This window comes from Microbacterium sp. BLY (assembly GCF_017939615.1).
Classification (GTDB): Bacteria; Actinomycetota; Actinomycetes; order Actinomycetales; family Microbacteriaceae; genus Microbacterium.
The window spans coordinates 717,238-740,613 of record NZ_JAGKSR010000001.1 but is presented as its reverse complement, the minus strand read 5'-3'; the positions used below and the strand labels follow the sequence as shown (position 1 = coordinate 740,613).

Sequence of the window (23,376 nt, the reverse complement as noted above, 5' to 3'; positions counted from 1 at the left end):
CGAGACGAGGACGAGGGAAGGCTGTGGGGCATGTCCTTCTCCCCGCTCACCTCCCCCTCGCCCGGCGTCGACCCCGCGCTGCGGGCCGCCGGTCTGGCGGAGCTGGATGCCGCCCTCGCGCGGCTCGACGAGGTGGTCGGTGCGCTGGGACCGCTGCGCGAGGCGGGCTCCTGGGAGTCCGAAGGGGCGCGCGCGCTGCGACTGGCCCTGGCGCGGCTGGCGGACGATGCCGCCGGGGCGCGGGCGATGGTGGCCGAGTGCCGGATGAGGACGGAGGCGGCGTGAGCGGTCTGAGCATCGATCACGGCGGCGCGATCGCGGTGGACACCGGGCAGCTCCGCGACCTCGCGACCCGCGTACGGGGCCTCCTGCCATCGTCCACGGCGGCGGAGGACGCCGTCGCGCGGGCCGAGGCGGTGCTCTCCGCCGGCGCCTGGTCCGATCTCTTCCCGATCGCGTGGTCACTCCGGGCGGCGGTGGCCGCGCTGGGAGAGCTCGTGACCGACATCGAGGCCGCGGCCGCCGATCTCCTCCTCACCGCGGAGGTGTACGACGTGGTCGAGCTGCGCGCGCAGGCGCAGGTGCTGGCGCAGACCGACGCCGCGGCGGCCGCCGCACGGGAGGCGCGACTGCGCCGGCTCCTCGCCGCCGATGAGAGGCTGGGTCCTCTCGCCGACGCCCTGGAACGGCGGGCCCAGGATCGACGATTCCGGGGCCTGGACGATCAGTTCGACGCCGGCGGGCTCCTTCCCCCGCTCTTCTCGGCCGGTGCCGTCGTCGGCATGACCTCGGGCCTCGGACGCGTGCGACCGGGGATGACGCTCAGCGGGACGGCGGATCCGGTGCGCGTCGGGGTGGTGGCGAGCTCGCGGCCGAATTCGGCGCCGAGCGGGCTGGCGGGCGCGCTCCGGCGGATGCCGGCGTCCGCGGGCGCGCAGGTGGCGGTGGAGAGGTACACGATGCCCGGCGGGGCGACGAGGTACGTCGCGTACCTGGGCGGGAGTCGGTCGATGGCGCCGGGGGACGCGGGTGGGACGGAGCCCTGGGACATGAAGTCCAACGTCGAGCTCTACACCGGAGGTCGGTCCGCGTCGTATCAGGCGACGCTGGACGCGCTGGCCGCCGCCGGTGCGCGACCCGGGGACCGGGTGGACGTCGTCGCCCATTCGCAGGGCGGGATGATCGCGGCGCACCTCGCGCGGGAGAGCGGGTTCGCGGTGACGACGCAGCTGACCGCCGGGAGCCCGGTCGAGCCCGTGCTCTCGACCGACCAGACCCTCGTGCAGCTCCGGCACACCGACGACGTCGTCTCCGCGCTCGCCGCCGGCGGCTCGCCGGAGGGGACGGGAGCGCCCGACAGCTTCATCGCGAGCCGGGTGGGCGACCCCGACCCCGGCCCGCAGGACTTCGCGCTGCAGACCCATGCGCTCGAGACGTACATCGAGACCGCGGAACAGGTGGACGCGTCCGACGATCCTCGCGCCGTCGCGCTCGACGCCTATTGGACGGAGCTCGATCGCGCGGTCGCCGTGGAGCGCACCGAGTACCGCGCTGAGCGCGTGGCGTCGGCGCCGTGAGCGTGTCAGTCGCGGCGGGAGCGCTTGCTCTGCGGGCGCAGGATGAAGCCGAAGATGCCGTTGATGATCGAGATGATCAGGGCCGCGAGCACACCCCACCAGAACGACTCGACCGCCAGGCCCCAGCCGAAGCTGCTGGTGATCCAGGCGGTCAGCCAGAGCAGGAAGCCGTTGATGAGGAAGCCGATGAGGCCGAAGGTGATGATGTACAGCGGGAAGGCCACGATCTTCACGACCGTCCCGATGATCGTGTTCACCAGCGCGAAGATGGCGCCGACCGCCAGAAGCGTCAGGACGAGCTGCAGCGTCTCCCCGGGAGGGAAGGCCCGCACCGTGACCTGGAGCACGGGGATGAGCGTGACGACCCAGATGGCGAACGCGTTGACGACGACCCGGATGATGAAGCGCATGATGCGTTCAGTCTCCCATGCGCGGCTCGCGGTGTCAGCCGCGGTCGTCCACGGGACGGATGTGGGCGGCGAGAACCTGGGCGATCTCCCCGAGATCCATCCGGCTCTGCGCGACATCGATCACGAACTCGAAGGCTTCGTCGTTCGTGAAGGTGATGTCGTAGCCGTTCAGCCGGATGAAGATGAAGGTGAGATAGAGCGCTGTGCGCTTGTTCCCGTCGAACAGTGCGTGATTCTGGGCGACGGAGCTCATCAGGGCCGCCGCCTTCTCCGCGAACGTCGGATACGCATCGACGCCGAACATGCCGGCGGCGGGTCGCGCCAGAGCGGAGAAGAGCAGCCCCTCGTCGCGCACATGCAGGCCGAGCTTCGCGATCAGCGCGAGGGCCTGCTCGGGCTCGATGTACTCGGTGGCCATCGATCAGGCGTCTTCGAGGCGCGTGATGGCGTCGCCGTAGCGTTCGGTCACCTCGTCCGCGAGCGCCAGAACTCGATCGGTCTTGGACTCGCTGTTCGCGAACCGGGTGGCCGCCTCGATGATCACGGCGTGCTTGGAGACGTGCCGGGCTCGTGCGATGTCTTCGAGCCGCGCATCGAGTTCCTCAGGGAGTCGCACCGTCATAGCCATACCAGAATGGTACCACCGCACCCGCGGCCTCGGAAGGGCGGCCGCGCCCACGTCCTAGACTCGACGCGTGACCGAGCCGACCCTGCCCCGCATCCGTCCCGCCATCGCCTCCCTCGCCCCGTACCGCCAGGGCAAGCAGGCCGGTCCCGAAGCCTTCAAGCTCTCCAGCAACGAGAACCCGTTCGATCCGCTGCCGTCGGTCCTCGACGCGCTGCAGCACACGACGCCGATGAACCGGTATCCCGATGCCACTGCCGGCCGCCTGCGTGCGCGGCTCGGGGCGCGCTACGGGGTCGAGCCCGAGCAGGTCCACGTCGCCTCCGGCAGCGTCGCGATCCTGCACCAGCTCGTGCTCGCCACGGCTTCCGTCGGCGACGAGGTCGTGTACGCCTGGCGGTCGTTCGAGGCGTACCCGAGCCTGCCGCTGGTCGCCGGTGCGACCGGGGTGCAGGTGCCGCTGACCGCCGACTCCCGTCACGACCTCGACGCGATGGCCGACGCGGTGACCGACCGCACCCGGGCGATCATCGTCTGCACGCCGAACAACCCGACCGGTCCGATCATCACGTCCGCCGAGTTCGCGGCGTTCGTTGATCGCGTGCCGTCCGACGTGCTCATCATCCTCGACGAGGCCTACGCCGAGTTCGTCACCGCCCCCGACGCCGTCGACGGCCTTGCCGAGCGCGTCTTCGAGGCGCACCCGAACGTGGTCGTCCTCCGCACGTTCTCCAAGGCCTACGGTCTCGCCGGGCTCCGGGTCGGCTACGCGATCGGTCACGAGAAGGTGCTCGACGCGGCGCGGACCACCGGCATCCCGCTGTCGGTCACGTCCGCCGCCGAGAACGCCGCCATCGCGAGCCTCGACGCCGAAGCCGAGCTCCTGGAGCGCGTCGCCGTGATCGTCGAGCGGCGTGCGCTCCTCGTCGAGGGGCTCCGCGCGCAGGGCTGGGACGTGCCGGACGCTCAGGGCAACTTCGTGTGGCTGCCGACGGGAGCGCGCACCGACGAGGTGGCGACGGCCTTCGTCGACGCCGACCTGATCGTGCGTCCGTTCTCCGGCGACGGCATCCGGATCTCCGTCGGCGAGGAGGCGGCCGTCGCTCGCGTGCTGGAGGTCGCCGCGGCCCTCCGCTGACGGCGGCGACACCCCGGGAACCGCGTAATCTCGGGGTTCCGGGGAGATACGAGGGTGTCCTAGGTATGCGTGACCGGGCATGCCGACGCGGGTAGCGTGGGGGCGGTGAGCACCTCTGAGACCCCCCTCGTGCGCGTTCTGGACGAGACCGGAAAGGTCGCCCCGACGCCGGCCGCGGAGCAGTACCTGCCGCTCATCGAGGCCATTCCCGATGCCGAGCTCGCGCAGTTCTACCGCGACATGGTGGGCATCCGCGCGATCGACACCCAGGCCACCAACCTGCAGCGGCAGGGGCAGCTGGCCCTGTGGCCGCCGAGCCGCGGACAGGAGGCGGCGCAGGTCGGCTCCGGTCGGGCCGCCCGCGCGCAGGACACGATCTTCCCCTCCTACCGCGAGCACGCCGTCACCCGCATTCGGGGCGTGGACCCGGTCGACATCATCAAGCTCATGCGCGGCGTCTCGCACGGCGGCTGGGACCCGACCGACCCGAAGAACGGCAACACCCGGCTGTATACGCTCGTGCTCGGCTCCCAGGTGCTGCACGCCGCCGGCTACGCGATGGGGCTCACCTTCGACGGACGCACCGGTACGGGCGACCCCGAGCGCGACGAGGCCGTCGTCGTCTACTACGGCGACGGCGCCTCCAGCCAGGGCGACGTGCACGAGGCCATGGTGTTCGCTGCGAGCTACCAGGCCCCGACGCTGTTCTTCCTGCAGAACAACCACTGGGCGATCTCGGTCCCCGTCACCACGCAGTCGCGGGTGCCGCTCGTGCAGCGCAGCGCCGGGTACGGCATCCCGAGCGTCCGCGTGGACGGCAACGACGTGCTCGCCAGCTACGCGGTGTCCCGCGTCGCCCTCGACGAGGCGCGCGCCGGCGGCGGCCCGCGCGCGATCGAGGCCGTGACCTACCGGCTCGGCGCGCACACGACCAGCGACGACCCGACGAAGTACCGCGGCGACGATGAGGAGCTCGCGTGGGCGGGGCGCGACCCGATCGTCCGCATGCGCGCCTTCCTGGAGAACCGCGGCGCCGAGGAGAGCTTCTTCGCCGAGGTCGACGCCGAGGCCGCCGACGCCGCGGAAGACCTCCGTGCCCGGACGGTGCAGCTCGGCCCGCCCCGTGCCGACCTCATGTTCGACCACGTGTACAGCGAGCCGCATCCGCTGATCGAGGAGCAGAAAGCCTGGCGCGCCCGCTACGAGGCGTCGTTCGAAGGAGAGGGCCAGTGACCCGGGAGACCATGCCGCTCGGCAAGGCGCTGAACGCCGGTATGCGCAAGGCGATGGAGGACGACCCGAAGGTCCTCCTCATGGGCGAGGACATCGGCAAGCTCGGCGGCGTCTTCCGCATCACCGAGCACCTGCAGCGCGACTTCGGCGAGAAGCGTGTGCTGGACACCCCGCTCGCGGAGTCGGCCCTCGTGGGAACCGCGATCGGCCTCGCGATGGCGGGGTTCCGTCCCGTCGTCGAGATCCAGTTCGACGGCTTCGTCTTCCCCGCGTTCGACCAGATCACCACCCAGCTCGCCAAGCTCACCAACCGGCACGAGGGGTCGCTGCGGTTGCCCGTCGTGATCCGCATCCCGTACGGCGGGCACATCGGGGCGGTCGAGCACCACCAGGAGAGCCCGGAGGCGTACTTCACGCACACCCCCGGTCTGCGGGTGGTGTCGCCGTCCACCGCGAACGACGCCTACTGGATGATCCAGGAGGCCATCGCGTCGGACGACCCGGTGATCTTCCTGGAGCCGAAGAGCCGGTACTGGCCGAAGGGCGAGGTCGAGCTCGACGCGCCCGCCGTGCCGCTGCACTCCTCCCGGGTGGTGCGGACCGGGACCGACGTGACGCTGGTCGGGCACGGCGCGATGGTCACGACGCTGCTCCAGGCGGCCGCGCTCGCCGAGGCCGAGGGCACGAGCTGCGAGGTCGTCGACGTGCGTTCGCTGTCGCCGGTGGACTACGAGCCGATCCTCGGGTCGGTGCGCAAGACCGGTCGCATGGTCTACGCGCAGGAGGCGCCGGGATTCACGAGCCTCGGCAGCGAGATCGCCGCGACCGTCATGGAGCGCGCGTTCTACGCCCTCGAGGCTCCGGTGCTGCGCGTCTCCGGCTACGACACCCCGTTCCCGCCCGCGAAGCTCGAAGGCGCCTACCTGCCGGATGCCGACCGCATCCTCGAAGCCGTCGACCGCTCCCTGGCCTACTGACACCGACGTTCCATGTTCACAACTCAGGACAACCGCCCCCTTCACCCGTCCAGCGCGGGCGCAGGGGCGCGCAACAGTTCGAGTCTCCTGAGTTATGAACGCGGCCCACGAAAGGACTCCGCATGAGCACGCAGAACTTCCCCCTTCCGGACGTCGGCGAAGGGCTGACCGAGGCCGAGATCGTCGTGTGGAAGGTGGCGCCGGGCGACCGGGTCGCCATCAACGACGTCATCTGCGAGATCGAGACAGCGAAGTCCCTGGTCGAGCTGCCCTCTCCACATGCGGGCGTCGTCGGCGAGCTGCTCGTCGAGGAGGGGGCGACGGTCGAGGTCGGCACCCCGATCATCACCTTCGTGACCGACCCTGCGGCGGGCTCGGGGACCGGTTCGGTCGCACCCGGCACCGTCGCGACGGCCGAGGCGCCAGCGCCTGAGGAGGGCGGCGGGTCGGTGCTCGTCGGCTACGGCTCCGGAAGCGGCGCGACCTCGCGGCGCAAGCGGCCGGCCGAGCGTCCCGTGCGGTCGTCGGTCGGCGTGATCGCGAAGCCGCCGATCCGCAAGCTCGCCCGCGACCTCGGCGTCGACCTCACGAGCGTGACGCCCACGGGCGCCGACGGCGAGGTCACCCGCGACGACGTGATGAAGCACGCGTCCCAGGCCAGCGTCTTCCGCAACATCGAGACCCCGGAGTGGGGGAGCGTGCGCGAGGAGACGGTGCCTGCACCGCAGGCCCCGTCCGGCCTGGCCCGCGGCCTCGCGCCGGTGCGCCCGTCAGCGGCCGGCGACGACCGCACCGAGTCCATCCCCGTGAAGGGCGTGCGCAAGGCGACGTCGTCGGCGATGGTGCAGAGCGCGTACTCCGCTCCGCACGTGACGGTGTGGAAGGAGATCGACGCCACCCGCACGATGGAGCTCGTCAAGCGCCTCAAGGCCTCGCCCGACTACGCCGACATCAAGGTCTCGCCGCTGCTCATCATGGCCCGCGCGGTGATCTGGGCGGTCCGCCGGACGCCGATGGTCAACGCGGCCTGGATCGACACGGAGGCCGGGGCCGAGATCGCCGTGCGCCACTACGTGAACCTCGGCATCGCGGCCGCCACGCCCCGCGGCCTTCTCGTGCCGAACATCAAGGACGCGCAGGACCTCAGCATGAAGGACCTCGCCCGCGCCCTGAACCGTCTCACGCTCACGGCACGCGAGGGCAAGACTCCGCCGGCCGATCAGCAGAACGGCACGATCACCATCACGAACATCGGCGTGTTCGGGATGGACGCGGGTACTCCGATCATCAACCCGGGGGAGGCCGGCATCGTCGCCATGGGCACGATCAGCCAGAAGCCCTGGGTCGTCGACGGCGAGGTGCGCCCGCGCTGGGTGACCACGGTCGCCGGCTCGTTCGACCACCGCGTGATCGACGGCGACGGCATGAGCCGCTTCATCGCCGACGTCGCCTCCATCCTCGAGGAGCCCGCGCTCCTGGTGGACTGACCCGCGAGCCCCCTGCGCCCCCACAGGCACCCGCGCGACGACATGCGCCGGGGTGTGGGAAAGCCTGAACTCCGATCTTGGCCTGATGGTGCCTGGGGGCCTGTCTCTGTGTGGGGGCCTGTTCTCGCGGTGCGCGGCAGCGCGACAGGCGTTCGCGCGAGGACAGGCTGTCAGGGGTGGGAGGGCCTGTGCTCGCGTGTTGGCCTGTCTCTGCGTGGGGGCCTGTTCTCGCGGTGTGGGGCCGGGCGACAGGCGTTCGCGCGTGGACAGGCTGTCAGGGGTGGGAAGGCCTGTGCTCGCGTGTTGGCCTGTCTCTGCGTGGGTGCCTGTTCTCGCGGTGTGGGGCCGGGCGACAGGCGTTCGCGCGAGGACAGGCTGTCAGGGGTGGGAGGGCCTGGACCTGCGCGCTTGCCTGTTCTCGCGGGCGCGGCCGCGGGCGCGGGCGAGGGCGGGGAGAGGAGGCGCGGGGGAGCGGGGTCAGGCGGTGAGGCGCTGTTCCGCGAGGCGCGGGACGGCACGTTCCCTGGCGGCCTTCCGGGCGGTCGCGACGGCCCCGGCCGAGACGACTTCCGCGCCGAGGGTGGAGGCGAGGATCTCGGGTGCGGGCAGGTGCAGCTCGTCGGGGAGGATGCGGCGGGCGGCGGCCAGCACCGGCTCGATGCTCTCCGCCACGGCGCCGCAGATGATCACGCGGGCCGGGTCGTACATGCTGCCGAGCACGCCGACGACCCGGGCGAGGGTGGCGCCCACGCGCTCGGTGACGCGGAGGGCGTCGGCGTCTCCGGAGGCGGCGAGGGTCAGCACCAGCCGGGGATCGACCGGCCCGTCCGCCACGAGGCGGGCGATGGTTCCGTCGGGGGCGACCTCGCCGTCCTCGACGGCACCGCGGGCCTGCTCCTCCAGCGCGTAGCGGAGTCCGAACGCCGAGCCGACGCCGACGATGTGGTCGAACACCACGCCCTCGCCGACGCCGCCGTGCGCCCCGTGCAGCACGTGACCGTCGACGACGACCCCGCCGCCGAAGCGCTCGCTGGCGAGCAGGGCCACGTAGTCGCGGCAGTCGACGGCCACCCCGAGCGTCCCCTCGGCGATCGCGGCGAGCTGGGCGTCGTTCTTGACCTCGACCACCGGAGCCCAGTCGCGCAGGGCTTCGGCGAGGCCGGGGTTCGTGCGCTCCCAGAACCCCTCGGGGTGCGGGGGTGAGATGCCGTCACGGTTGACGGGGGCGGCGACGCCGGCACACACGGCGAGCACGCGCTCCGGGGGCACCCCGGCCTCGTCGCGCGCGGCGGCGAGGTGCCGCAGGATCGTCGCGCGGCGGTCGCCGGCGCTCTGGGCGGGGTCGAGCTCGACGCGGTGGTGGACGAGTGTGCGGTCGAGGAGGTCGGCGACGGTCACCGCGAGGTGGGTGTCGCCGGCGTCGATGCCCAGCACCACGCCGAGATCCGCGGCGAGGGCGAAGCGACGGGCGGGACGTCCGGAGCGGTATTCGCCGATGGCACGGGCGTTCGGCAGCTCGCGCAGCACCTCGGCGGTGACGAGGGTGTCGATCGCGTCGATGGCCGTGGAGCGGGTGAGCGAGGTGCCGGCCATGGCCTCGGTGGCGGTGAACTCGCCCGCCGTCCAGGCGAAGTCGAGCACCGCGCTCACGCTCGCGCGGCCGGTGCCGAGTCCCGTCGAGACCTCTGTCACTCCCCTTGACCTTTCTGTCGCCCAGATGAGACAGTACCTCTAGACGGACTAAATTCGCTCACTAGATTTACTCCGCGCATCTACGAAAGGACAACGGTGTCTGCCACACGATCACGGGCGGTGCGCTGGACCGCCGGAGCGCTCGGCCTCGCGCTGACCGGCGCGGCGCTCGCCAGCTGCGCCGCCGGCGGGGGCGCGGAGACGATCCGCTTCACGTTCAGCAAACGCGAGGCCATCCCCTTCATGACGGAGCTCGTCGCGGAGTACAACGCCTCGCAGGACGACGTCAGGGTGGAGATCGACACGTCCGGCGTCGATGTCGTCTCCGCGAGCTTCGTCCGCGGCAATCCACCCGACATCATGCTCGCCAACTACAACTACGAGGTCGCCCGGTTCGTCCAGCGCTGCGCGCTCACCGACCTCGCCGACACCGCGGCAGCTGCCGGCATCCGCGACGACCTGCAGCCGCTGATGGATCAGTACGGCTCCTGCGCCGGCCGCACCAGCGCGCTGCCGTACTCGGTCATGGCTGCCTCGGTCATCTACAACAAGCAGATCTTCGAGGAGCAGGGGCTCGAGGTGCCGCAGACCTGGGACGAGCTCATCGCCGTCAGCGACAGCCTCCGCGAGGCGGGGATCGACCCGTTCTACGCCACGTTCAAGGATGACTGGACCGTCGCCCAGGGCTGGTACGACTACGCGGTCGGCGGCTCGCTCGACGTGCTGGCCTTCTTCGACGCGCTCGCCACGGAGGGCGCCGAGGTGGGCCCCGACTCCGAGGTCTCGTTCGAGAAGGACTTCGCGGAGCCGATGGACAGGATGATGCAGCTCGCGAGCACCTACACGAACGAGGACGCCGCGAGCCGCGCGTACGGAGACGGCAACCTCGCCTTCGCGAAGGGGGAGGCGGCGATGTACCTGCAGGGCCCGTGGGCGTTCAGCGAGATCGCCAAGACCGATCCCGACCTCGACCTCGGCACCTTCCCGCTGCCGATGACGGACGACCCGGACGACCTCGCCGTCCGGGTGAACATGGACCTCGCGGTCATGATCCCCGAGGAGTCGCAGCACCAGGACGCCGCCCGCGACTTCCTCGAGTACCTCTACCTTCCGGAGAACATCGAGGAGTACAACGCCTCGCAGCTCGGCTTCACCCCGACGACCGACGCGACCCCGCCGGACGACCCGCGCGTCGAGGGGATGATCGAGTACTACGACGAGGGACGCATCTATCAGGGCCCGTCGGTGCTCGTCCCGAAGACGTTGCCGATGAACAACTACGCGCAGGCCATGGTGCTCGGGGCCGATCCGTCGTCCGTCCTGCGCACGATGGACGCGGACTGGGCGCGCATCGCCTTCCGCGCCCCCATCCCGCGCTCCGACGATTCCGCATCGGGCGAGACGGAGGAGTCCGCGCCATGAGCACCAGCACGACCACCGACACCAGCACCACCGCGATCCTCACGGGCGAGGGGCGGAAGATCCGCCGCCATACGCGCCGCGTCGAGCCGATCTACTACCTGTTCCTGCTGCCGACCCTGGTGATCTTCACGCTCGCCATCACCGTCCCCGGCGTCATCGGCATCTTCTTCAGCTTCACCGACTCCATCGGCATCGGCGAATGGAGCTTCAACGGGCTGACGAACTACATCGCGCTGTTCAGCGACCCGGCGATCCTGCAGAGCTACCTCTTCACCTTCGGGTTCTCCATCGCGACCGTGATCGTCGTCAACGTCATCGCGTTCCTGCTGGCGGTCGGCCTCACCTCCCGCATCCGGTTCAAGACGGGGCTGCGGACGATCTTCGTGATCCCGATGGTGATCTCGGGCATCATCATCGCCTACGTCTTCAACTTCCTGTTCTCGAACTCGATCCCCGCGGCGGGCGCGGCCACCGGCATCCCGTGGCTGGAGACGAGCCTGCTCGCCAATCCCGACCTCGCCTGGGTCGCGATCGTCATCGTCACCGCCTGGCAGGCGGTCCCCGGCACGCTCCTCATCTACATCGCCGGGCTCCTGTCGGTGCCGGGTGAGGTGTACGAGGCGGCGAGCATCGACGGCGCCAGCCGCACCCAGCAGCTCACCCGCATCACGATCCCCCTGGTCGCCGGATACGTCGTCATCAACGTGATCCTCGGCTTCAAGGGCTTCCTCAACGCCTACGACATCATCGTCGGCCTCACCAACGGCGGCCCCGGCACCGCCACCCGCAGCGTCGCGATGACGATCATCGCGGGCTTCAACGGCGGCGACTACGCCTACCAGATGGCCAACGCCACGATCTTCTTCATCGTCGCCGTGCTCATCTCCGTCCTCCAGCTCTCGCTGACCCGCGGAAGGAACACGTTCTGATGTCGACGGAGACCCTCACCACCATCCCCGCGGACGGACGCCGGAAGCGGCAGAGGATGGAGCGCGTCAACTGGTCGGGCACCATCATCCTGATCCTGTGCACGGCGACGATCCTCATCCCGCTGTACGTGACGATCTCGATGGCGTTCAAGACCACCGGGCAGGCGGTCGACGGCAACGCGTTCTCGCTGCCGGCACCGTTCAGCATCGACGGCTTCGTGCAGGCGTGGACGTTGACGAAGTTCCCGGTGGGCGCCGCGATCTCGCTGCTCGTCACGGCGGGCACCGTCATCGCGACCATCGTCCTCGCCGCCTTCGCGTCGTACGCGATCGTGCGCAACTGGGACCGCCGCCTGTTCCGCTACTCGTTCTTCTACCTGCTCGCGGCGATGTTCATCCCGTTCCCCGTCGTCGCGCTCCCGCAGATCCAGCTCACCGGACGCGTCGGCCTCGACAACCCGTTCGGCGTGATCATCCTCGCCACGATGTTCCAGCTCAGCTTCAGCGTGCTGCTGTTCACGGCGTTCCTGCGCTCGATCCCGATCGAGCTGGAGGAGAGCGCGCGGATCGACGGCGCGACCACCTGGCAGACGTTCTGGCGGCTCATCTTCCCGCTGCTCGCGCCGATGAGTGCCACGGTCGGCATCTTCGCCTTCCTCTACGCCTGGAACGACTTCATGATGCCGTCGCTCATCATCTCCGACCCGGCGCTGCAGACGCTCCCGGTGCGGCAGAACCTCTTCCAGAACCAGTTCAGCAACAACTACAACGTCGCCTTCGCCTCGTACCTGATGGCCATGGCGCCCGCGATCGTCGCCTACCTCTTCACTCAGCGCTGGGTGATGGAGGGCGTCACGCAGGGTGCCGTCAAGGGCTGACCCGACCCCCGCAAGAAACAAGGAGAGCCTCTTCCTCATGACCGATTCGCTGCTCACCGCGACCCGCGAAGACGACAAGACCGCGACCTGGTGGCGCCAGGCCGCCGTGTACCAGATCTATCCGCGGAGCTTCGCGGACGCCGACGGCGACGGCCTGGGTGACATCCCCGGCATCGTCTCGCGCGCCGACTACCTCGCCGAGCTCGGCATCGACGCGGTGTGGCTGAGCCCGTTCTATCCGTCGGAACTGGCCGACGGCGGCTACGACGTGGCGGACTACCGGAACGTCGACCCCCGTCTCGGCACCCTCGACGACTTCGACGCCATGGTCGAGGCGCTGCACGCGCGGGGCATCCGCGTGGTCGTCGACATCGTCCCGAACCACACCTCCGACCAGCACGCCTGGTTCCAGGAGGCGCTGGCCGCCGGCCGCGGATCCGCCGCCCGGGAGCGCTACATCTTCCGCGAGGGCACCGGTCCCGACGGCACCGAGCCGCCCACCGACTGGGTCTCGGTCTTCGGCGGCAGCGCCTGGGAGCGCGTCGCGGACGGCCAGTGGTACCTGCACAACTTCGCCGTCGAGCAGCCCGACCTGAACTGGGACCACCCGGAGGTGCGCGAGGACTTCCTGACCACGCTCCGCTTCTGGTCGGACCGTGGCGTGGACGGATTCCGCATCGATGTGGCCCACATGCTGACGAAGGACCTCACCGAGCCGCTGCCGTCCCGCGCCGAGCTCGACGCGATGGACCGCACCTCCGGCACGCACCCGATGATCGACCGCGACGACGTGCATGAGATCTACGCCCAGTGGCGCGCGGTCTTCAACGAGTACGACCCGCCGCGCACCGCGGTCGCCGAGGCGTGGGTGGAGACCCCGGAGCGCCGTGCGAAGTACGCCTCGGCGGAGGGGCTCGGGCAGGCGTTCAACTTCGACCTGCTCGTCGCCGACTTCGATGCGGCGGATTTCCAGCGCATCATCGCCGACAACCTCGCCCAGGCGCAGGCCGCGGGATCGTCGACGACCTGGGTGCTCTCGAACCACGACGTCACGCGACACGCGACCCGGTACGGCCTGCCCCCGCTGCGCGGTCGCGCGGTCAAGCAGGGCACCGAGTGGGTGCGCGCCGGCGGCCCGGAGGAGGGCCTCGACCGCGAGGGCGGCCTGCGCCGGGCGCACGCCGCGACCCTGCTGCTGCTCGGCCTCCCCGGCAGCGCCTACCTCTACCAGGGTGAGGAGCTGGGCCTGCACGAGGTCGCGGAGATCGCCCCCGACCAGCGTCAGGACCCCGGGTTCTTCCGCGGTGCCGACTTCGACGGCCTCGGCCGCGACGGCTGCCGCGTGCCGCTGCCGTGGACGGCGTCGGGGAGCTCGTACGGCTTCGGCGCGGCGGGCGCGCATCTGCCGCAGCCCGCCTGGTTCGCCCGGCACGCGGTCGAGGTGGAGGACGCCGACCCCGACTCGACCCTCAACCTGTACCGCGAGGCGCTGCGGCTGCGACGGCTGCTGCAGACGGAGGAGACGCTCGAGTGGGTCGACACCGGACGGGAGGACGTGCTGCGGTTCCGTCGTCCGAACGGCTGGGAGGTCGTGACGAACTTCGGCACCGCGCCGTTCGATCTGGGTGCGGCGGCGGACGACGCCGTGCTGTCGACGGTGGCCCTCGACGGCTCCCTCCTGCCGGGCGAGGCCACGGCCTGGCTGGCTCCGGCGTCCTTGGCGAGCTGACCGTGGACGACGGGCGGGGGCGCCCAGTTTGATAATGGTTCTCATTAGCGTTTAGAGTGGAGCCATGAAGAAGCCCGCTGTCGCCCTCGCCCTCGCCTCCGTCGCCGCCCTCTCGCTGGCCGGATGCTCGTCGACCTCCGGTGCGGCGGAGGACGACGGCGCGGTGACGGTCGTCGCGAGCACCAACGTCTACGGCGACATCGCGGCGCAGGTCGGGGGCGACCGGGTCGACGTCACCTCGATCATCGACTCCGTCACGCAGGACCCGCACTCCTACGAGGCGAGCGCCCGCGACCGCCTCACGCTGCAGAAGGCCGACCTCGTGGTCGAGAACGGCGGCGGCTACGACGCGTTCATCGACAGCCTCCTGCAGGATGCGCAGGACCCGCACGTCGTCACGGCCGTGGAGTTCTCGCACGACTACCCCGGCAACGCGGGGCACGAGGAGGAGGGCGACGCCCACGACCACGCCGAGGACGAGGCCGCGACCGACGAGCCGCACGATCATGAGCACGCCGAGGGCGAGGACGAGCACGCCGGTCACGACCACATCGAGGGCTTCAACGAGCACGTCTGGTTCGACCCGCACACGATGATCCATGTCGTCGAGGCGATCGCCGACGAGCTCACCGAGATCGACCCCGACGGCGCCGACACGTTCCGCACGAACGCGGACGAGCTCGTCGCGGAGCTGGAGGGCTTCGAGGGCGACCTCGAGGCGATCAAGGCGGATGCCGCCGGTGCGACGGTGTTCATGACCGAGCCGCTGCCGGGCTACCTCGCCACCGCCGCCGGCCTCACCGACGTCACCCCCGACGGCTTCGCGGAGTCGGTCGAGGAGGGCAGCGACGTCGCGCCGGCCGTGCTGCTCGAAGCACTGCAGGTGGTGGCCTCCGGTCAGGTGACCGCCGTCCTCACCAACGCTCAGACCGGCGGAGCGGAGACGGAGCGCGTCGAGAAGGCCGCGGAGGACGCCGGTGTGCCGGTGGTCGCCTTCACGGAGCTGCTCGAGGACGGATCGTCGTACTCTGAGTGGATGAGTGACGCGATCCAGAGCCTCGCCGCCGCCGTCCGGTCGTGAGCGGAGCCCGCCGACAGGCGCGCGGCTCCACGAGCGAGACCGGTCCCGTCCTCGAGATCGTCGACGGCGCCCTCCAGCGGGGCGACCGGGAGCTCTGGTCGGGACTCGACCTCACGGTGCAGCCCGGCGAGTTCATCGCCGTGCTCGGGCCGTCGGGTTCCGGGAAGACGACGCTCCTGCGCAGCATCCTCGGCTTGCAGCCCCTCTCCCGCGGCAGCATCCGCGTGGCCGGCGAGCCCGTCCACCGCGGCAACGCCCGCATCGGGTACATCCCGCAGCAGCGCTCGCTCGCGCCCGACACGAGCATGCGGGCCCGTGATCTCGTCGCCCTCGGCGTGCAGGGCAGCCGCTTCGGCTTCCCCGTCCCGCACCGCGGCGACCGGGCGAAGGTCGACGCACTGCTGGCCGCGGTCGGGGCGACCTCGTACGCGGACCGCCGGGCGGGCCTGCTCTCCGGCGGGGAGCAGCAGCGCCTCCGGGTCGGGCAGGCTCTGGCCGACGAACCCGCGCTGCTCCTCTGCGACGAGCCCCTGTCGAACCTCGACCTCGCCAATCAGGTCGCCGTCACCGACATCATCGATCGGCAGCGCCGCGAGCGCGGAGCCGCCGTGCTCTTCGTCACCCACGACGTCAACCCGATCCTGAACCGCGTCGACCGCATCCTCTACATCGCCGGCGGACGCTTCGTCCTCGGAACCCCGGAGGAGGTGCTGCAGAGCCGGGTGCTGACCGACCTCTACGGCACGCCGGTGTTCGTGCTGCGCGCCGGCGACCGGCTCGTCGTCGTCGGCGTCCCCGATGCGGAGCCCCACCACGACCACGACCACGGAGGAGCCGCATGACCGGGGTGTCCGCCCTCGTCCCCGCGGTCGGCTGGGACGACGTCTTCTCGTTCCAGGACTACGGCGAGCTCGTCGCCCTGCTGGCGAACTCGATCATCGCGGGTGCCGTGCTCGGCATCGTCGGCGGTCTCATCGGGGTCTTCGTCATGCAGCGCGACCTGGCGTTCGCCGTGCACGGGGTGAGCGAGCTGTCGTTCGCCGGCGCCGCCGCCGCGCTGCTGTTCGGCGGCAGCGTCGTGGCCGGCTCGCTCGGCGGGGCGCTCGTCGCGGCGATCCTCATCGGGGTCCTCGGGGCCAAGGCCAGGGATCGCAACTCGATCGTCGGTGTGCTCATGCCGTTCGGTCTCGGCCTCGGCATCCTGTTCCTGTCGCTCTACGACGGCCGGAGTGCCAATCGATTCAGCCTCCTGACGGGGCAGATCGTGTCGGTGTCGAGCCCCGACCTCGGCTGGCTCATCGGCATCAGCCTCGTGGTGCTGCTCGGCCTGCTCGTGATGTGGAATCCGCTGCGCTTCGACTCGCTCGATCCGGAGTCGGCGGCCGCCCGCGGGGTGCCCACGCGGACCGTGAGCCTGCTGTTCATGGTGCTGCTGGGCCTCATCGTCGCCGTCAGTGTGCACATCATCGGCGCGCTGCTGGTGATGGCGCTGCTGGTGACCCCGGCGGCCGCGGCGATGCGGCTCACGGCCGGCCCGGTGGCGGTGCCGCTGCTGGCGGCGCTGTTCGGCTTCGTCTCGGCGGTCGGCGGGATCCTGCTCGCGCTCGCCGGAACCCTCCCGGTGAGTCCGTACATCACGACCCTGTCCTTCACGATCTATGTCGTGTGCTGGATCGTGCAGCGCGTCCGATCCCGGGTCACCCGTGTCTGACCCCGTGTCGAATCGCGCCCTTCGTCCCATCTCCCCCGGGGATGCCGCCATATGCGCGATTCGAAGCGGGGTGGGGGCTCCCAGCCCTCGCTGATCCCGGCGGCCTAGAATCGAACGCATGGCTCAGCGGAACACCTGGCAGCGCGAACGCGTGCGCGAAGCACTCGCCGACGCGCGCGGTTTCGTGAGCGCGCAGAGCCTGCACGCGACCCTCCGCGACGAGAACACCGGGATCGGCCTGGCCACCGTCTACCGCGCGCTCGCCGGCCTCGCGGCCGCCGGCGACGCCGACTCGCTGCAGAGCCCCGAAGGCGAGGCGCTCTACCGCGCGTGCACGACCCAGGGTCACCACCATCACCTGATCTGCCGCTCCTGCGGCCTCACCGTCGAGATCGAGGCGAAGGACGTGGAGCAGTGGGCGCAGCGGACGGCGGCGCTGCACGGCTTCACCGAGGCGGCGCACGTCGTCGACATCTTCGGTCTCTGCACCCCCTGCGCGAACAAGCGCGACGCCGAGAGGGCCGCGACAGCGTGACCGCCCCGGCACGAACGGCCACCCGTCCGGGCCACACGCACCGTCGAGCGCCCTCGCCGCGCTCGACGGGGATCGCCGTCGGCATCGGCGCAGCGATCGTCGTGGCGCTGTTCCTCATCGATGCGTTCCTGCCCACCCTCTTCCCGGCCTCGCTGCCGACCCGCGCGCAGGACGGACTGACGCTCGCGCTCAGCGTGCTGATCGAGGCGCTGCCGTTCGTGGTGCTGGGCGTGCTGCTGTCGATCGTCGTGCAGGTGTGGCTGCCCGCCGGCGTCATCCATCGCTGGCTGCCGCGGCGCGCGTGGGCACGCCGTGCGGTGCTCTCCCTCCTGGGCATGCTCATCCCGGTCTGCGAGTGCGGCAACGTGCCGTTCGCCCGCGGTCTCATGATGCGCGGCCTCGCCCCGGCGGAGGCGCTCACCTTCCTCATCGCCGCGCCGATCGTCAACCCGATCGTGATCCTCACCACCCATGCCGCGTTCGGCTGGGACGGCGGGATCCTCGTCGCACGCCTCGTGGGCGGCTACCTCATCGCGAACCTGATCGGCTGGATCTACAGCCGCCACCCGGCGCCGGACTCCCTGCTGACGCAGCGCTTCGTCGACACGTGCGAGCGCGTCACGCACGAACCCGGCACCCCGGTGCGCCGGAGCCTGACCCAGTTCCTGGTCGAGCTGCGGGCCGTGATGCCGGCGCTGGTGATCGGCTCGGCGCTCGCGGGAGCCGTGCAGGTGCTCATCCCGCGTGACGTGCTGCTCACGATCGGCGCCAACCCCGTGCTGTCCATCGTCGCGATGATGCTGCTCGCGATCGTCGTGGCCATCTGCTCCAACGTCGACGCGTTCTTCGCGCTCTCGTTCGCGTCCACGTTCTCGTCGGGTGCCCTCGTGGCGTTCCTCCTGGTGGGGCCGCTCGTCGACATCAAGATGCTGGCCCTCATGCGGACGACGTTCACCACCCGCACGCTCGTCGGTATCACCGGGGTCGTGCTGGCCGCGGCGTTCGCGATCGGGATCGGGGTGAACGTCCTTGCCTGAGCTCTCCGCCCGCTCCCGCGCCCTCGCCACCCGCTGGCTGGGGGTCGGCCTCGCCGCCATCGTCGCGGTCGTCACCCTCGGCCTCGCGGTGACCGACCGCCTGACGCTCTACATCAGCCCGGAGTCGGTGTGGTTCGCGTGTGCCGCCGCCGTCGTGACGCTCGCCGGGGCGATCTGGTCGTGCGCCCTGCCGCTGGGTGCCGAGGAGGACCACGGGCACGATCACGGTCCCGCGGCCTCCCGGGGCGCAGACGAGGAGCCGGCCGTCGGCGACGGGGAGTCCGCGCGCCCGTCGCGACGCACCCTCGCGGGGGTCGGCGCGCTCGCCGGCGGCGTCGTGGCCACCGGGGTCGTCGCCGCGGCGCTCGTGCTGCCGCCCGCCTCGCTCTCGGTGGAGCTCGCGATGTCCCGGGCCGGGGAGGACACCGCCCTGTTCGCCGGGGCCGACACCGTCGCCCTCGGCGTCGCCGACACCTCGACCTTCGGTGTGGGCGACTGGGCGAGCGTGTTCGCCGCCGCGACCAACACCACCGCCTACGACGGCGCGGACGTCACCCTCACCGGCTTCGTCACCCCCGGCGACGGGGACGGCGTCAACCTCACCCGCCTCGTCATCACGCACTGCGTCATCGACGCGCAGACGGCGGCCCTGCCGGTGAGCGTCGACGAGGACGCCTATAAGACCGGTCAGTGGGTCGAGGTCACGGGGAAGGTCCGGGCGGACGACGACGGCTCCCTGCACATCGAGCCGACGGATGTCGTCGCGATCGACGAGCCGAAGGATCCGTATGAGTACTGACGACGAGCGGCCCGAGCCGCCCGCCGTCCCGCGGACCCGCGCCGAGCTGCGCGCCGCCCGGGAGGCCGAGGAGCGCGCGGCCGAGGAGCAGACCGCGGCAGAGCGCGCGGCAGCCGAGCAGGCGGAGGCGGAGCAGGTCGCCGCGGAGCGTGCGGCTGTGGAACGGATGGCCGCCGAGGTCGCCGCCGAGCAGGCCGCGGTCGATCGCGAGGCCGCCGCGGAACGTGAGGCCGCGGAACGTGAGGCTGCCGAGCGCGAGGCCGCCGAACGTGAAGCCGCCGAGCGGGAGGCGGCCAAGTCGGCCGCGCGGATTCCCGCGATCCCCCAGGCCCCCGAGCCGGTGTTCGCCCCGGCAGGGCCGGCCTCTCCTCCCTCGACGGACAGCGACGGGGGAGGCGCGTCGGAGCCCGGCTGGACGCCCACCACCGACGTTCCCGCCGACGACGAGGCGACGCGGCCCGCCCCGTGGTCGCGCCGCCGCTTCCTCGTCACGATCGGTGCCGTCATCGGCGTACTCGTGCTCGTCGGCACGGGCCTCGGAATCGTCAGCCTCCTGCAGGGGCCCCGGATCACCGACGTGCAGGTCGACGCGGAGCAGGCCATCGAGTCGTCCGGCAGCCGCGTGATCCTCACGACGAATCAGCCGCTGTCGGCGATCGACCCGGAGCAGGTCACGGTCGAGCCCTCGGTGCCGTTCACAGTCGACGCCGCCGGGCGAGGTGTCGGCGTGCGCTTCACCGTGCCGCTCGACGACGACACGAAGTACACGATCACCGTCGACGGGGTGACCGGCGCGGGGGGTGGCCCCGCCGCCGACCTGACCACCTCGTTCCGCACTCCGGCGTCGTCCATCTTCCTCCTGCGGCGCGACCCGGACGGCGACGACATCATCTTCCGCACCGATCTGAGCGGGGAGAACGCGCAGCCGGTGTTCTCCCACCCCCGCATCAACGACTTCCGTGCCACGTCCTCGCAGCTCGTGGCCTCGGTGGAGGAGGACGACGGGTCGCGACTGCTGGTGATGGACCGCGACGGCACCGACGAGCGCGAGCTCGAACTCCCCGGCGAGGGCTACGTGGGGGCGATCCAGGTGTCCGAGCGCGGCAACCTCGTCGGCTACAGCTACTCCGACCGCGAGCTCAGCGACACCGAGGGCCGCGCGAGCGTGCTCGTCACCCAGTCGCTGAGCGGCGACAGCAAGCCCCGCATCATCGAGGTCGGCGACAAGGAGGCGAGCGTCTTCGTGTGGCAGTTCGTGCCCGACAGCGCGGCCGTCCTCTTCATCGACTTCGACGGCGCGCTCTCGCTCGTCGATCAGTCCACCGACACCGGCGTGCAGTCCCTCGGTCTGGCGACCACCATCCAGGGCATCTCCCGCGGCACCTACACCGCGATCGTGGAGCGGCTCGACGGGTCGGTGGTGGAGCTCGACCTCGCCGACGGGTCGGAGCAGCCGCTCGCCGCGTCCGAGCCCGACTACGGTGCCGCCACCTCCATCACCCCGTTCCCCGGGGGGACCCTCCGCCATGTCGTCGCGCGTGACGAGGGCGGCCTCCCGGTGGGGCAGGCCGTCATCCGCGTCGACGATTCCGGGAAGGCCACGCCGCTCGTGGAGGTGAGCTCGTCCGACTCGATCCTCCAGGCGTGCGCCTCGCCGAGCGGACAGTACGCCGCCGTCGTGATCGCCCCGGACATGGCCGACAACCCCTACGACGGCATGCTGCTGCCGCTGCCGGAGAAGCTGGAGACGCACCTGATCGACATGCGCACCGGCGACGAGATCGTGGCGCTGACCGGGTTCGACGCGTCCTGGTGCCAGACGGCACCGCGGTTCTGACATGACGGATCCGGGCGCCCTGCGGCGCGCGACCCGCGACGACGTGCAGCGCTCGGCCGTGGAGGTCGCGCCCACTTTGTTGGGTGCCGAGCTGCGGACGGTGGTCCTCGAGGACGGCGTCCCGGTCGAGGTCCGCGTGCGGATCACCGAGGTGGAGGCGTATCACGGCCAGGGCACGGGAACCGTCGCGGACCCGGGGTCGCACGCGCGCATGGGCCGGACGGCGCGGAACGCGACCATGTGGGGCGAGCCCGGGCATCTGTACGTGTACCTGAGTCACGGCATCCATTCCTGCGTCAACGTGGCCTGCGGCCCGGAAGGACAGGGCGACGGCGTCCTGCTGCGGGCCGGAGAGGTGGTGTCGGGGGTGGAGGCGGCGGCGCGGAGACGGCGCGCTGTCCTGCCGTTGGGTCGTACGGCGCTCCGCGACCTCGCGCGTGGCCCGGGGCGGCTGGGGCAGGCCGCGGGGCTGCGGCATCCGCTGCACGACGGTCTCGACGCGATCACGGGGGAGGAGCAGCACGACGCCCGCGCCCAGCTGTGGCTCGGCCCGCCCGTGGTCGACGTGGCGCAGGGCCCACGGGTCGGTGTGGCGGGCGTCGCCGGCACGGACGCGTTCCCCTGGCGCTTCTGGATCCCCGGGGACCCCACGGTGTCCGCCTTCCGGTGGGGGCGGGGTGCTGCCGACGCTTCGAGTCGCGCGAATGGCGGCGTCTCGGGCTGAGAGGGAGCCGGGTGCGCGATTCGAAGGGCGGACCGAGGCCGTGCTAGACTGACTCTTTGTCTGCGCACGCTCCTGTGCGCAGTTCGCATGCTTCCCCTCCAATCGGTCCCTGAGCTTGTCGATGGGCGGCGGGTCGTGGTCGTGTGCAGACAAGGGATCTTGGGTGAGGCCGTCCGGTCTCACGGTAATGAAGGAGTCATCATCATGGCAGCAGTGTGCCAGGTGACCGGAGCTGTTCCCGGCTTCGGTCACAACGTCTCGCACTCGCACCGCCGGACGAAGCGTCGCTTCGACCCGAACGTGCAGAAGAAGACCTATTTCGTGCCCTCGCTCGGTCGTAAGATCACGCTCAACGTGTCCGCCAAGGGCATCAAGGTGATCGACGTGCGCGGCATCGAGAACGTCGTCAAGGACCTCCAGGCGAAGGGTGTGAAGCTCTAATGGCCAAGAAGGCTCAGGACGTCCGTCCGATCATCAAGCTGCGTTCGACGGCGGGTACGGGTTACACGTACGTGACCAAGAAGAACCGCCGCAACACCCCCGACCGCCTCGTGCTCAAGAAGTACGACCCGGTCATCCGTCAGCACGTCGAATTCCGAGAGGAGCGTTGATCCATGGCTAAGAAGAGCAAGATCGCGCGCAACGAGCAGCGCAAGGTCATCGTCGAGCGCTACGCCGAGCGTCGTGCCGAGCTGAAGAAGACCCTGGTCGACCCGAACGCCACCGACGAGGCCCGCGAGGCCGCCCGCGTCGGCCTGCAGAAGCTGCCGCGCAACGCGTCGCCGGCGCGCGTGCGTTCGCGCGACGTCATCGACGGCCGCCCCCGTGGCGTCCTCACGAAGTTCGGCATCTCGCGTGTCCGCTTCCGTGACATGGCGCACCGTGGCGAGCTGCCCGGCGTGACCAAGTCGAGCTGGTAAGCACCGAGCGAGAAGGGGCGAGGATCTTCGGATCCTCGCCCCTTCTGCATGTCCGGGAAGGCAGGCGATCACGCCGGATCAGGCGCGTATGCCAGGGGGTGCCTGATGTCGCGCGAGCGCCTGACGGCGCGAACGCGCACCCGAAATCCTGTGACACGAGTGGCCAATGTGGCGCGACACGCCGTCAAATCGGTCGAAACCCGCGAAATGACGCGGAAATCCGGGTGGCCGTTGGTACATTCGAGGCGGTCATACGACCAACGGGGAGCACCCGCTCCTCGGACCCACACACACGATGCGACGGTCCGTCGTCGCTGGAGGATGACATGGCTGACAAGTCCATCACCAAGACCGAGCTCGTCGCGAGCATCGCTTCCGCCACCGGCCAGAGCCAGGCCACCGTCTCCGGTGTCCTCGACTCGCTGTTCGCCACGGTCTCTGACGCCGTCGCCAAGGGCAGCAAGGTCTCCATCCCGGGCTGGATCTCGTTCGAGCAGGTCGACACGGCCGCCCGCACGGGCCGCAACCCGCAGACCGGCGCCGAGATCAAGATCCCGGCCGGCAAGCGCGTCAAGGTGACCGCCGGTTCCAAGCTCAAGGCTGCCGTCAAGTAAGACCGCACCCTTTCGAAGGCC

General features: G+C 70.8%; 26 protein-coding genes. 22 read left to right on the top strand and 4 right to left on the bottom strand.

The window, feature by feature from the left end:
- The first annotated feature begins 30 nt into the window (after positions 1 to 30).
- On the top strand, positions 31 to 285 hold the full coding sequence (locus KAF39_RS03825) for a hypothetical protein (RefSeq protein ID WP_210676033.1): 255 nt from the start codon (positions 31 to 33) through the stop codon (positions 283 to 285).
- A complete protein-coding gene (locus KAF39_RS03820; protein WP_210676032.1) occupies positions 282 to 1,577 on the top strand; it encodes a hypothetical protein in 1,296 nt (431 codons plus the stop codon). Before KAF39_RS03825 ends, KAF39_RS03820 begins: the two co-directional genes overlap by 4 nt.
- A gap of 5 nt (positions 1,578 to 1,582) precedes the next feature.
- On the opposite strand, the gene KAF39_RS03815 is transcribed toward KAF39_RS03820, so the two are convergent.
- Genes KAF39_RS03815 through KAF39_RS03805 form a run of 3 tightly spaced genes read right to left on the bottom strand, consistent with a single transcriptional unit; the run spans position 1,583 to position 2,615 of the window.
- A complete protein-coding gene (locus KAF39_RS03815) occupies positions 1,583 to 1,987 on the bottom strand; it encodes a phage holin family protein (protein WP_210676031.1) in 405 nt (134 codons plus the stop codon).
- Between the two features lie 34 nt (positions 1,988 to 2,021).
- The gene (locus KAF39_RS03810; protein WP_082750084.1) at positions 2,022 to 2,405 is read right to left on the bottom strand and encodes a type II toxin-antitoxin system death-on-curing family toxin; all 384 of its coding nucleotides are present in this window, start codon (positions 2,403 to 2,405) and stop codon (positions 2,022 to 2,024) included.
- Positions 2,406 to 2,408: 3 nt separating this feature from the next.
- Positions 2,409 to 2,615, bottom strand: coding sequence for a ribbon-helix-helix protein, CopG family (locus tag KAF39_RS03805; RefSeq protein ID WP_029989149.1), 207 nt, complete (start codon positions 2,613 to 2,615; stop codon positions 2,409 to 2,411).
- A gap of 67 nt (positions 2,616 to 2,682) precedes the next feature.
- Here KAF39_RS03805 and KAF39_RS03800 point away from each other — a divergent pair, with 67 nt between their 5' ends.
- The 4 genes from KAF39_RS03800 to KAF39_RS03785 all read left to right on the top strand — a co-directional run bounded on the left by KAF39_RS03800 (position 2,683) and on the right by KAF39_RS03785 (position 7,447).
- On the top strand, positions 2,683 to 3,750 hold the full coding sequence (locus tag KAF39_RS03800; RefSeq protein ID WP_210676030.1) for a histidinol-phosphate transaminase: 1,068 nt from the start codon (positions 2,683 to 2,685) through the stop codon (positions 3,748 to 3,750).
- Positions 3,751 to 3,855: 105 nt separating this feature from the next.
- A complete protein-coding gene (locus KAF39_RS03795) occupies positions 3,856 to 4,983 on the top strand; it encodes a thiamine pyrophosphate-dependent dehydrogenase E1 component subunit alpha (protein WP_247641564.1) in 1,128 nt (375 codons plus the stop codon).
- Between the two features lie 11 nt (positions 4,984 to 4,994).
- A complete protein-coding gene (locus tag KAF39_RS03790; protein ID WP_210677936.1) occupies positions 4,995 to 5,960 on the top strand; it encodes an alpha-ketoacid dehydrogenase subunit beta in 966 nt (321 codons plus the stop codon).
- A gap of 122 nt (positions 5,961 to 6,082) precedes the next feature.
- Positions 6,083 to 7,447 carry a dihydrolipoamide acetyltransferase family protein gene (locus tag KAF39_RS03785; RefSeq protein ID WP_210676029.1) on the top strand — a complete coding sequence of 455 codons (1,365 nt, stop codon included), beginning with the start codon at positions 6,083 to 6,085 and terminating at the stop codon, positions 7,445 to 7,447.
- 477 nt (positions 7,448 to 7,924) lie between these two features.
- On the opposite strand, the gene KAF39_RS03780 is transcribed toward KAF39_RS03785, so the two are convergent.
- A complete protein-coding gene (locus KAF39_RS03780; RefSeq protein WP_210676028.1) occupies positions 7,925 to 9,139 on the bottom strand; it encodes an ROK family protein in 1,215 nt (404 codons plus the stop codon).
- Positions 9,140 to 9,235: 96 nt separating this feature from the next.
- Here KAF39_RS03780 and KAF39_RS03775 point away from each other — a divergent pair, with 96 nt between their 5' ends.
- The 16 genes from KAF39_RS03775 (at position 9,236) to KAF39_RS03700 (ending at position 23,355) form a co-directional block, all read left to right on the top strand.
- Positions 9,236 to 10,561, top strand: coding sequence for an ABC transporter substrate-binding protein (locus KAF39_RS03775; protein ID WP_210676027.1), 1,326 nt, complete (start codon positions 9,236 to 9,238; stop codon positions 10,559 to 10,561).
- Positions 10,558 to 11,490, top strand: coding sequence for a carbohydrate ABC transporter permease (locus tag KAF39_RS03770; protein ID WP_210676026.1), 933 nt, complete (start codon positions 10,558 to 10,560; stop codon positions 11,488 to 11,490). The genes KAF39_RS03775 and KAF39_RS03770 overlap by 4 nt, the downstream gene beginning before the upstream one ends.
- Entirely contained in the window at positions 11,490 to 12,368 is an 879-nt protein-coding gene (locus KAF39_RS03765) for a carbohydrate ABC transporter permease (protein WP_210676025.1), read from the top strand. Before KAF39_RS03770 ends, KAF39_RS03765 begins: the two co-directional genes overlap by 1 nt.
- A gap of 37 nt (positions 12,369 to 12,405) precedes the next feature.
- Positions 12,406 to 14,097, top strand: coding sequence for a glycoside hydrolase family 13 protein (locus tag KAF39_RS03760; RefSeq protein WP_210676024.1), 1,692 nt, complete (start codon positions 12,406 to 12,408; stop codon positions 14,095 to 14,097).
- Between the two features lie 64 nt (positions 14,098 to 14,161).
- Positions 14,162 to 15,178, top strand: a complete 1,017-nt coding sequence (locus KAF39_RS03755) for a metal ABC transporter solute-binding protein, Zn/Mn family (RefSeq protein ID WP_210676023.1) — start codon at positions 14,162 to 14,164, stop codon at positions 15,176 to 15,178.
- A complete protein-coding gene (locus tag KAF39_RS03750; RefSeq protein ID WP_374093331.1) occupies positions 15,175 to 16,020 on the top strand; it encodes a metal ABC transporter ATP-binding protein in 846 nt (281 codons plus the stop codon). Before KAF39_RS03755 ends, KAF39_RS03750 begins: the two co-directional genes overlap by 4 nt.
- Positions 16,017 to 16,889: a metal ABC transporter permease gene (locus KAF39_RS03745; RefSeq protein ID WP_246878220.1), complete on the top strand. Its 873-nt coding sequence runs from the start codon at positions 16,017 to 16,019 to the stop codon at positions 16,887 to 16,889. The genes KAF39_RS03750 and KAF39_RS03745 overlap by 4 nt, the downstream gene beginning before the upstream one ends.
- 118 nt (positions 16,890 to 17,007) lie before the next feature.
- Positions 17,008 to 17,424 (top strand): Fur family transcriptional regulator, encoded by a 417-nt coding sequence (locus KAF39_RS03740; protein WP_210676022.1) that lies wholly within the window; start codon positions 17,008 to 17,010, stop codon positions 17,422 to 17,424.
- Positions 17,421 to 18,461 carry a permease gene (locus KAF39_RS03735; RefSeq protein ID WP_210676021.1) on the top strand — a complete coding sequence of 347 codons (1,041 nt, stop codon included), beginning with the start codon at positions 17,421 to 17,423 and terminating at the stop codon, positions 18,459 to 18,461. Before KAF39_RS03740 ends, KAF39_RS03735 begins: the two co-directional genes overlap by 4 nt.
- The gene (locus tag KAF39_RS03730) at positions 18,454 to 19,260 is read left to right on the top strand and encodes a TIGR03943 family protein (RefSeq protein WP_210676020.1); all 807 of its coding nucleotides are present in this window, start codon (positions 18,454 to 18,456) and stop codon (positions 19,258 to 19,260) included. The genes KAF39_RS03735 and KAF39_RS03730 overlap by 8 nt, the downstream gene beginning before the upstream one ends.
- Positions 19,250 to 21,097 (top strand): Ig-like domain-containing protein, encoded by a 1,848-nt coding sequence (locus KAF39_RS03725; protein ID WP_246878219.1) that lies wholly within the window; start codon positions 19,250 to 19,252, stop codon positions 21,095 to 21,097. Before KAF39_RS03730 ends, KAF39_RS03725 begins: the two co-directional genes overlap by 11 nt.
- Before the next feature lies 1 nt (position 21,098).
- Positions 21,099 to 21,821, top strand: coding sequence for a DNA-3-methyladenine glycosylase (locus KAF39_RS03720; protein ID WP_210676019.1), 723 nt, complete (start codon positions 21,099 to 21,101; stop codon positions 21,819 to 21,821).
- Between the two features lie 204 nt (positions 21,822 to 22,025).
- Positions 22,026 to 22,262 carry a 50S ribosomal protein L28 gene (gene rpmB / locus KAF39_RS03715; RefSeq protein ID WP_017203559.1) on the top strand — a complete coding sequence of 79 codons (237 nt, stop codon included), beginning with the start codon at positions 22,026 to 22,028 and terminating at the stop codon, positions 22,260 to 22,262.
- Positions 22,262 to 22,432 carry a 50S ribosomal protein L33 gene (rpmG, locus tag KAF39_RS03710; protein ID WP_017203558.1) on the top strand — a complete coding sequence of 57 codons (171 nt, stop codon included), beginning with the start codon at positions 22,262 to 22,264 and terminating at the stop codon, positions 22,430 to 22,432. Before rpmB ends, rpmG begins: the two co-directional genes overlap by 1 nt.
- A gap of 3 nt (positions 22,433 to 22,435) precedes the next feature.
- On the top strand, positions 22,436 to 22,741 hold the full coding sequence (gene rpsN, locus KAF39_RS03705) for a 30S ribosomal protein S14 (RefSeq protein ID WP_017829734.1): 306 nt from the start codon (positions 22,436 to 22,438) through the stop codon (positions 22,739 to 22,741).
- A gap of 326 nt (positions 22,742 to 23,067) precedes the next feature.
- The gene (locus tag KAF39_RS03700) at positions 23,068 to 23,355 is read left to right on the top strand and encodes an HU family DNA-binding protein (RefSeq protein ID WP_017203554.1); all 288 of its coding nucleotides are present in this window, start codon (positions 23,068 to 23,070) and stop codon (positions 23,353 to 23,355) included.
- Positions 23,356 to 23,376 lie beyond the last annotated feature (21 nt).

Excerpts from the sequence above, each read along its gene's own strand:
- KAF39_RS03725 (WP_246878219.1), top strand. The coding sequence starts at position 19,250 with ATGAGTACTGACGACGAGCGGCCCGAGCCGCCCGCCGTCCCGCGGACC.
- rpmB (WP_017203559.1), top strand. The coding sequence starts at position 22,026 with ATGGCAGCAGTGTGCCAGGTGACCGGAGCTGTTCCCGGCTTCGGTCAC.
- KAF39_RS03815 (WP_210676031.1), bottom strand. The coding sequence starts at position 1,987 with ATGCGCTTCATCATCCGGGTCGTCGTCAACGCGTTCGCCATCTGGGTC.
- KAF39_RS03770 (WP_210676026.1), top strand. The coding sequence starts at position 10,558 with ATGAGCACCAGCACGACCACCGACACCAGCACCACCGCGATCCTCACG.
- KAF39_RS03740 (WP_210676022.1), top strand. The coding sequence starts at position 17,008 with ATGGCTCAGCGGAACACCTGGCAGCGCGAACGCGTGCGCGAAGCACTC.
- KAF39_RS03760 (WP_210676024.1), top strand. The coding sequence starts at position 12,406 with ATGACCGATTCGCTGCTCACCGCGACCCGCGAAGACGACAAGACCGCG.
- rpsN (WP_017829734.1), top strand. The coding sequence starts at position 22,436 with ATGGCTAAGAAGAGCAAGATCGCGCGCAACGAGCAGCGCAAGGTCATC.
- KAF39_RS03720 (WP_210676019.1), top strand. The coding sequence starts at position 21,099 with ATGACGGATCCGGGCGCCCTGCGGCGCGCGACCCGCGACGACGTGCAG.
- KAF39_RS03785 (WP_210676029.1), top strand. The coding sequence starts at position 6,083 with ATGAGCACGCAGAACTTCCCCCTTCCGGACGTCGGCGAAGGGCTGACC.
- KAF39_RS03700 (WP_017203554.1), top strand. The coding sequence starts at position 23,068 with ATGGCTGACAAGTCCATCACCAAGACCGAGCTCGTCGCGAGCATCGCT.
- KAF39_RS03765 (WP_210676025.1), top strand. The coding sequence starts at position 11,490 with ATGTCGACGGAGACCCTCACCACCATCCCCGCGGACGGACGCCGGAAG.
- rpmG (WP_017203558.1), top strand. The coding sequence starts at position 22,262 with ATGGCCAAGAAGGCTCAGGACGTCCGTCCGATCATCAAGCTGCGTTCG.
- KAF39_RS03755 (WP_210676023.1), top strand. The coding sequence starts at position 14,162 with ATGAAGAAGCCCGCTGTCGCCCTCGCCCTCGCCTCCGTCGCCGCCCTC.
- KAF39_RS03825 (WP_210676033.1), top strand. The coding sequence starts at position 31 with ATGTCCTTCTCCCCGCTCACCTCCCCCTCGCCCGGCGTCGACCCCGCG.
- KAF39_RS03810 (WP_082750084.1), bottom strand. The coding sequence starts at position 2,405 with ATGGCCACCGAGTACATCGAGCCCGAGCAGGCCCTCGCGCTGATCGCG.
- KAF39_RS03745 (WP_246878220.1), top strand. The coding sequence starts at position 16,017 with ATGACCGGGGTGTCCGCCCTCGTCCCCGCGGTCGGCTGGGACGACGTC.
- KAF39_RS03805 (WP_029989149.1), bottom strand. The coding sequence starts at position 2,615 with ATGGCTATGACGGTGCGACTCCCTGAGGAACTCGATGCGCGGCTCGAA.
- KAF39_RS03790 (WP_210677936.1), top strand. The coding sequence starts at position 4,995 with ATGCCGCTCGGCAAGGCGCTGAACGCCGGTATGCGCAAGGCGATGGAG.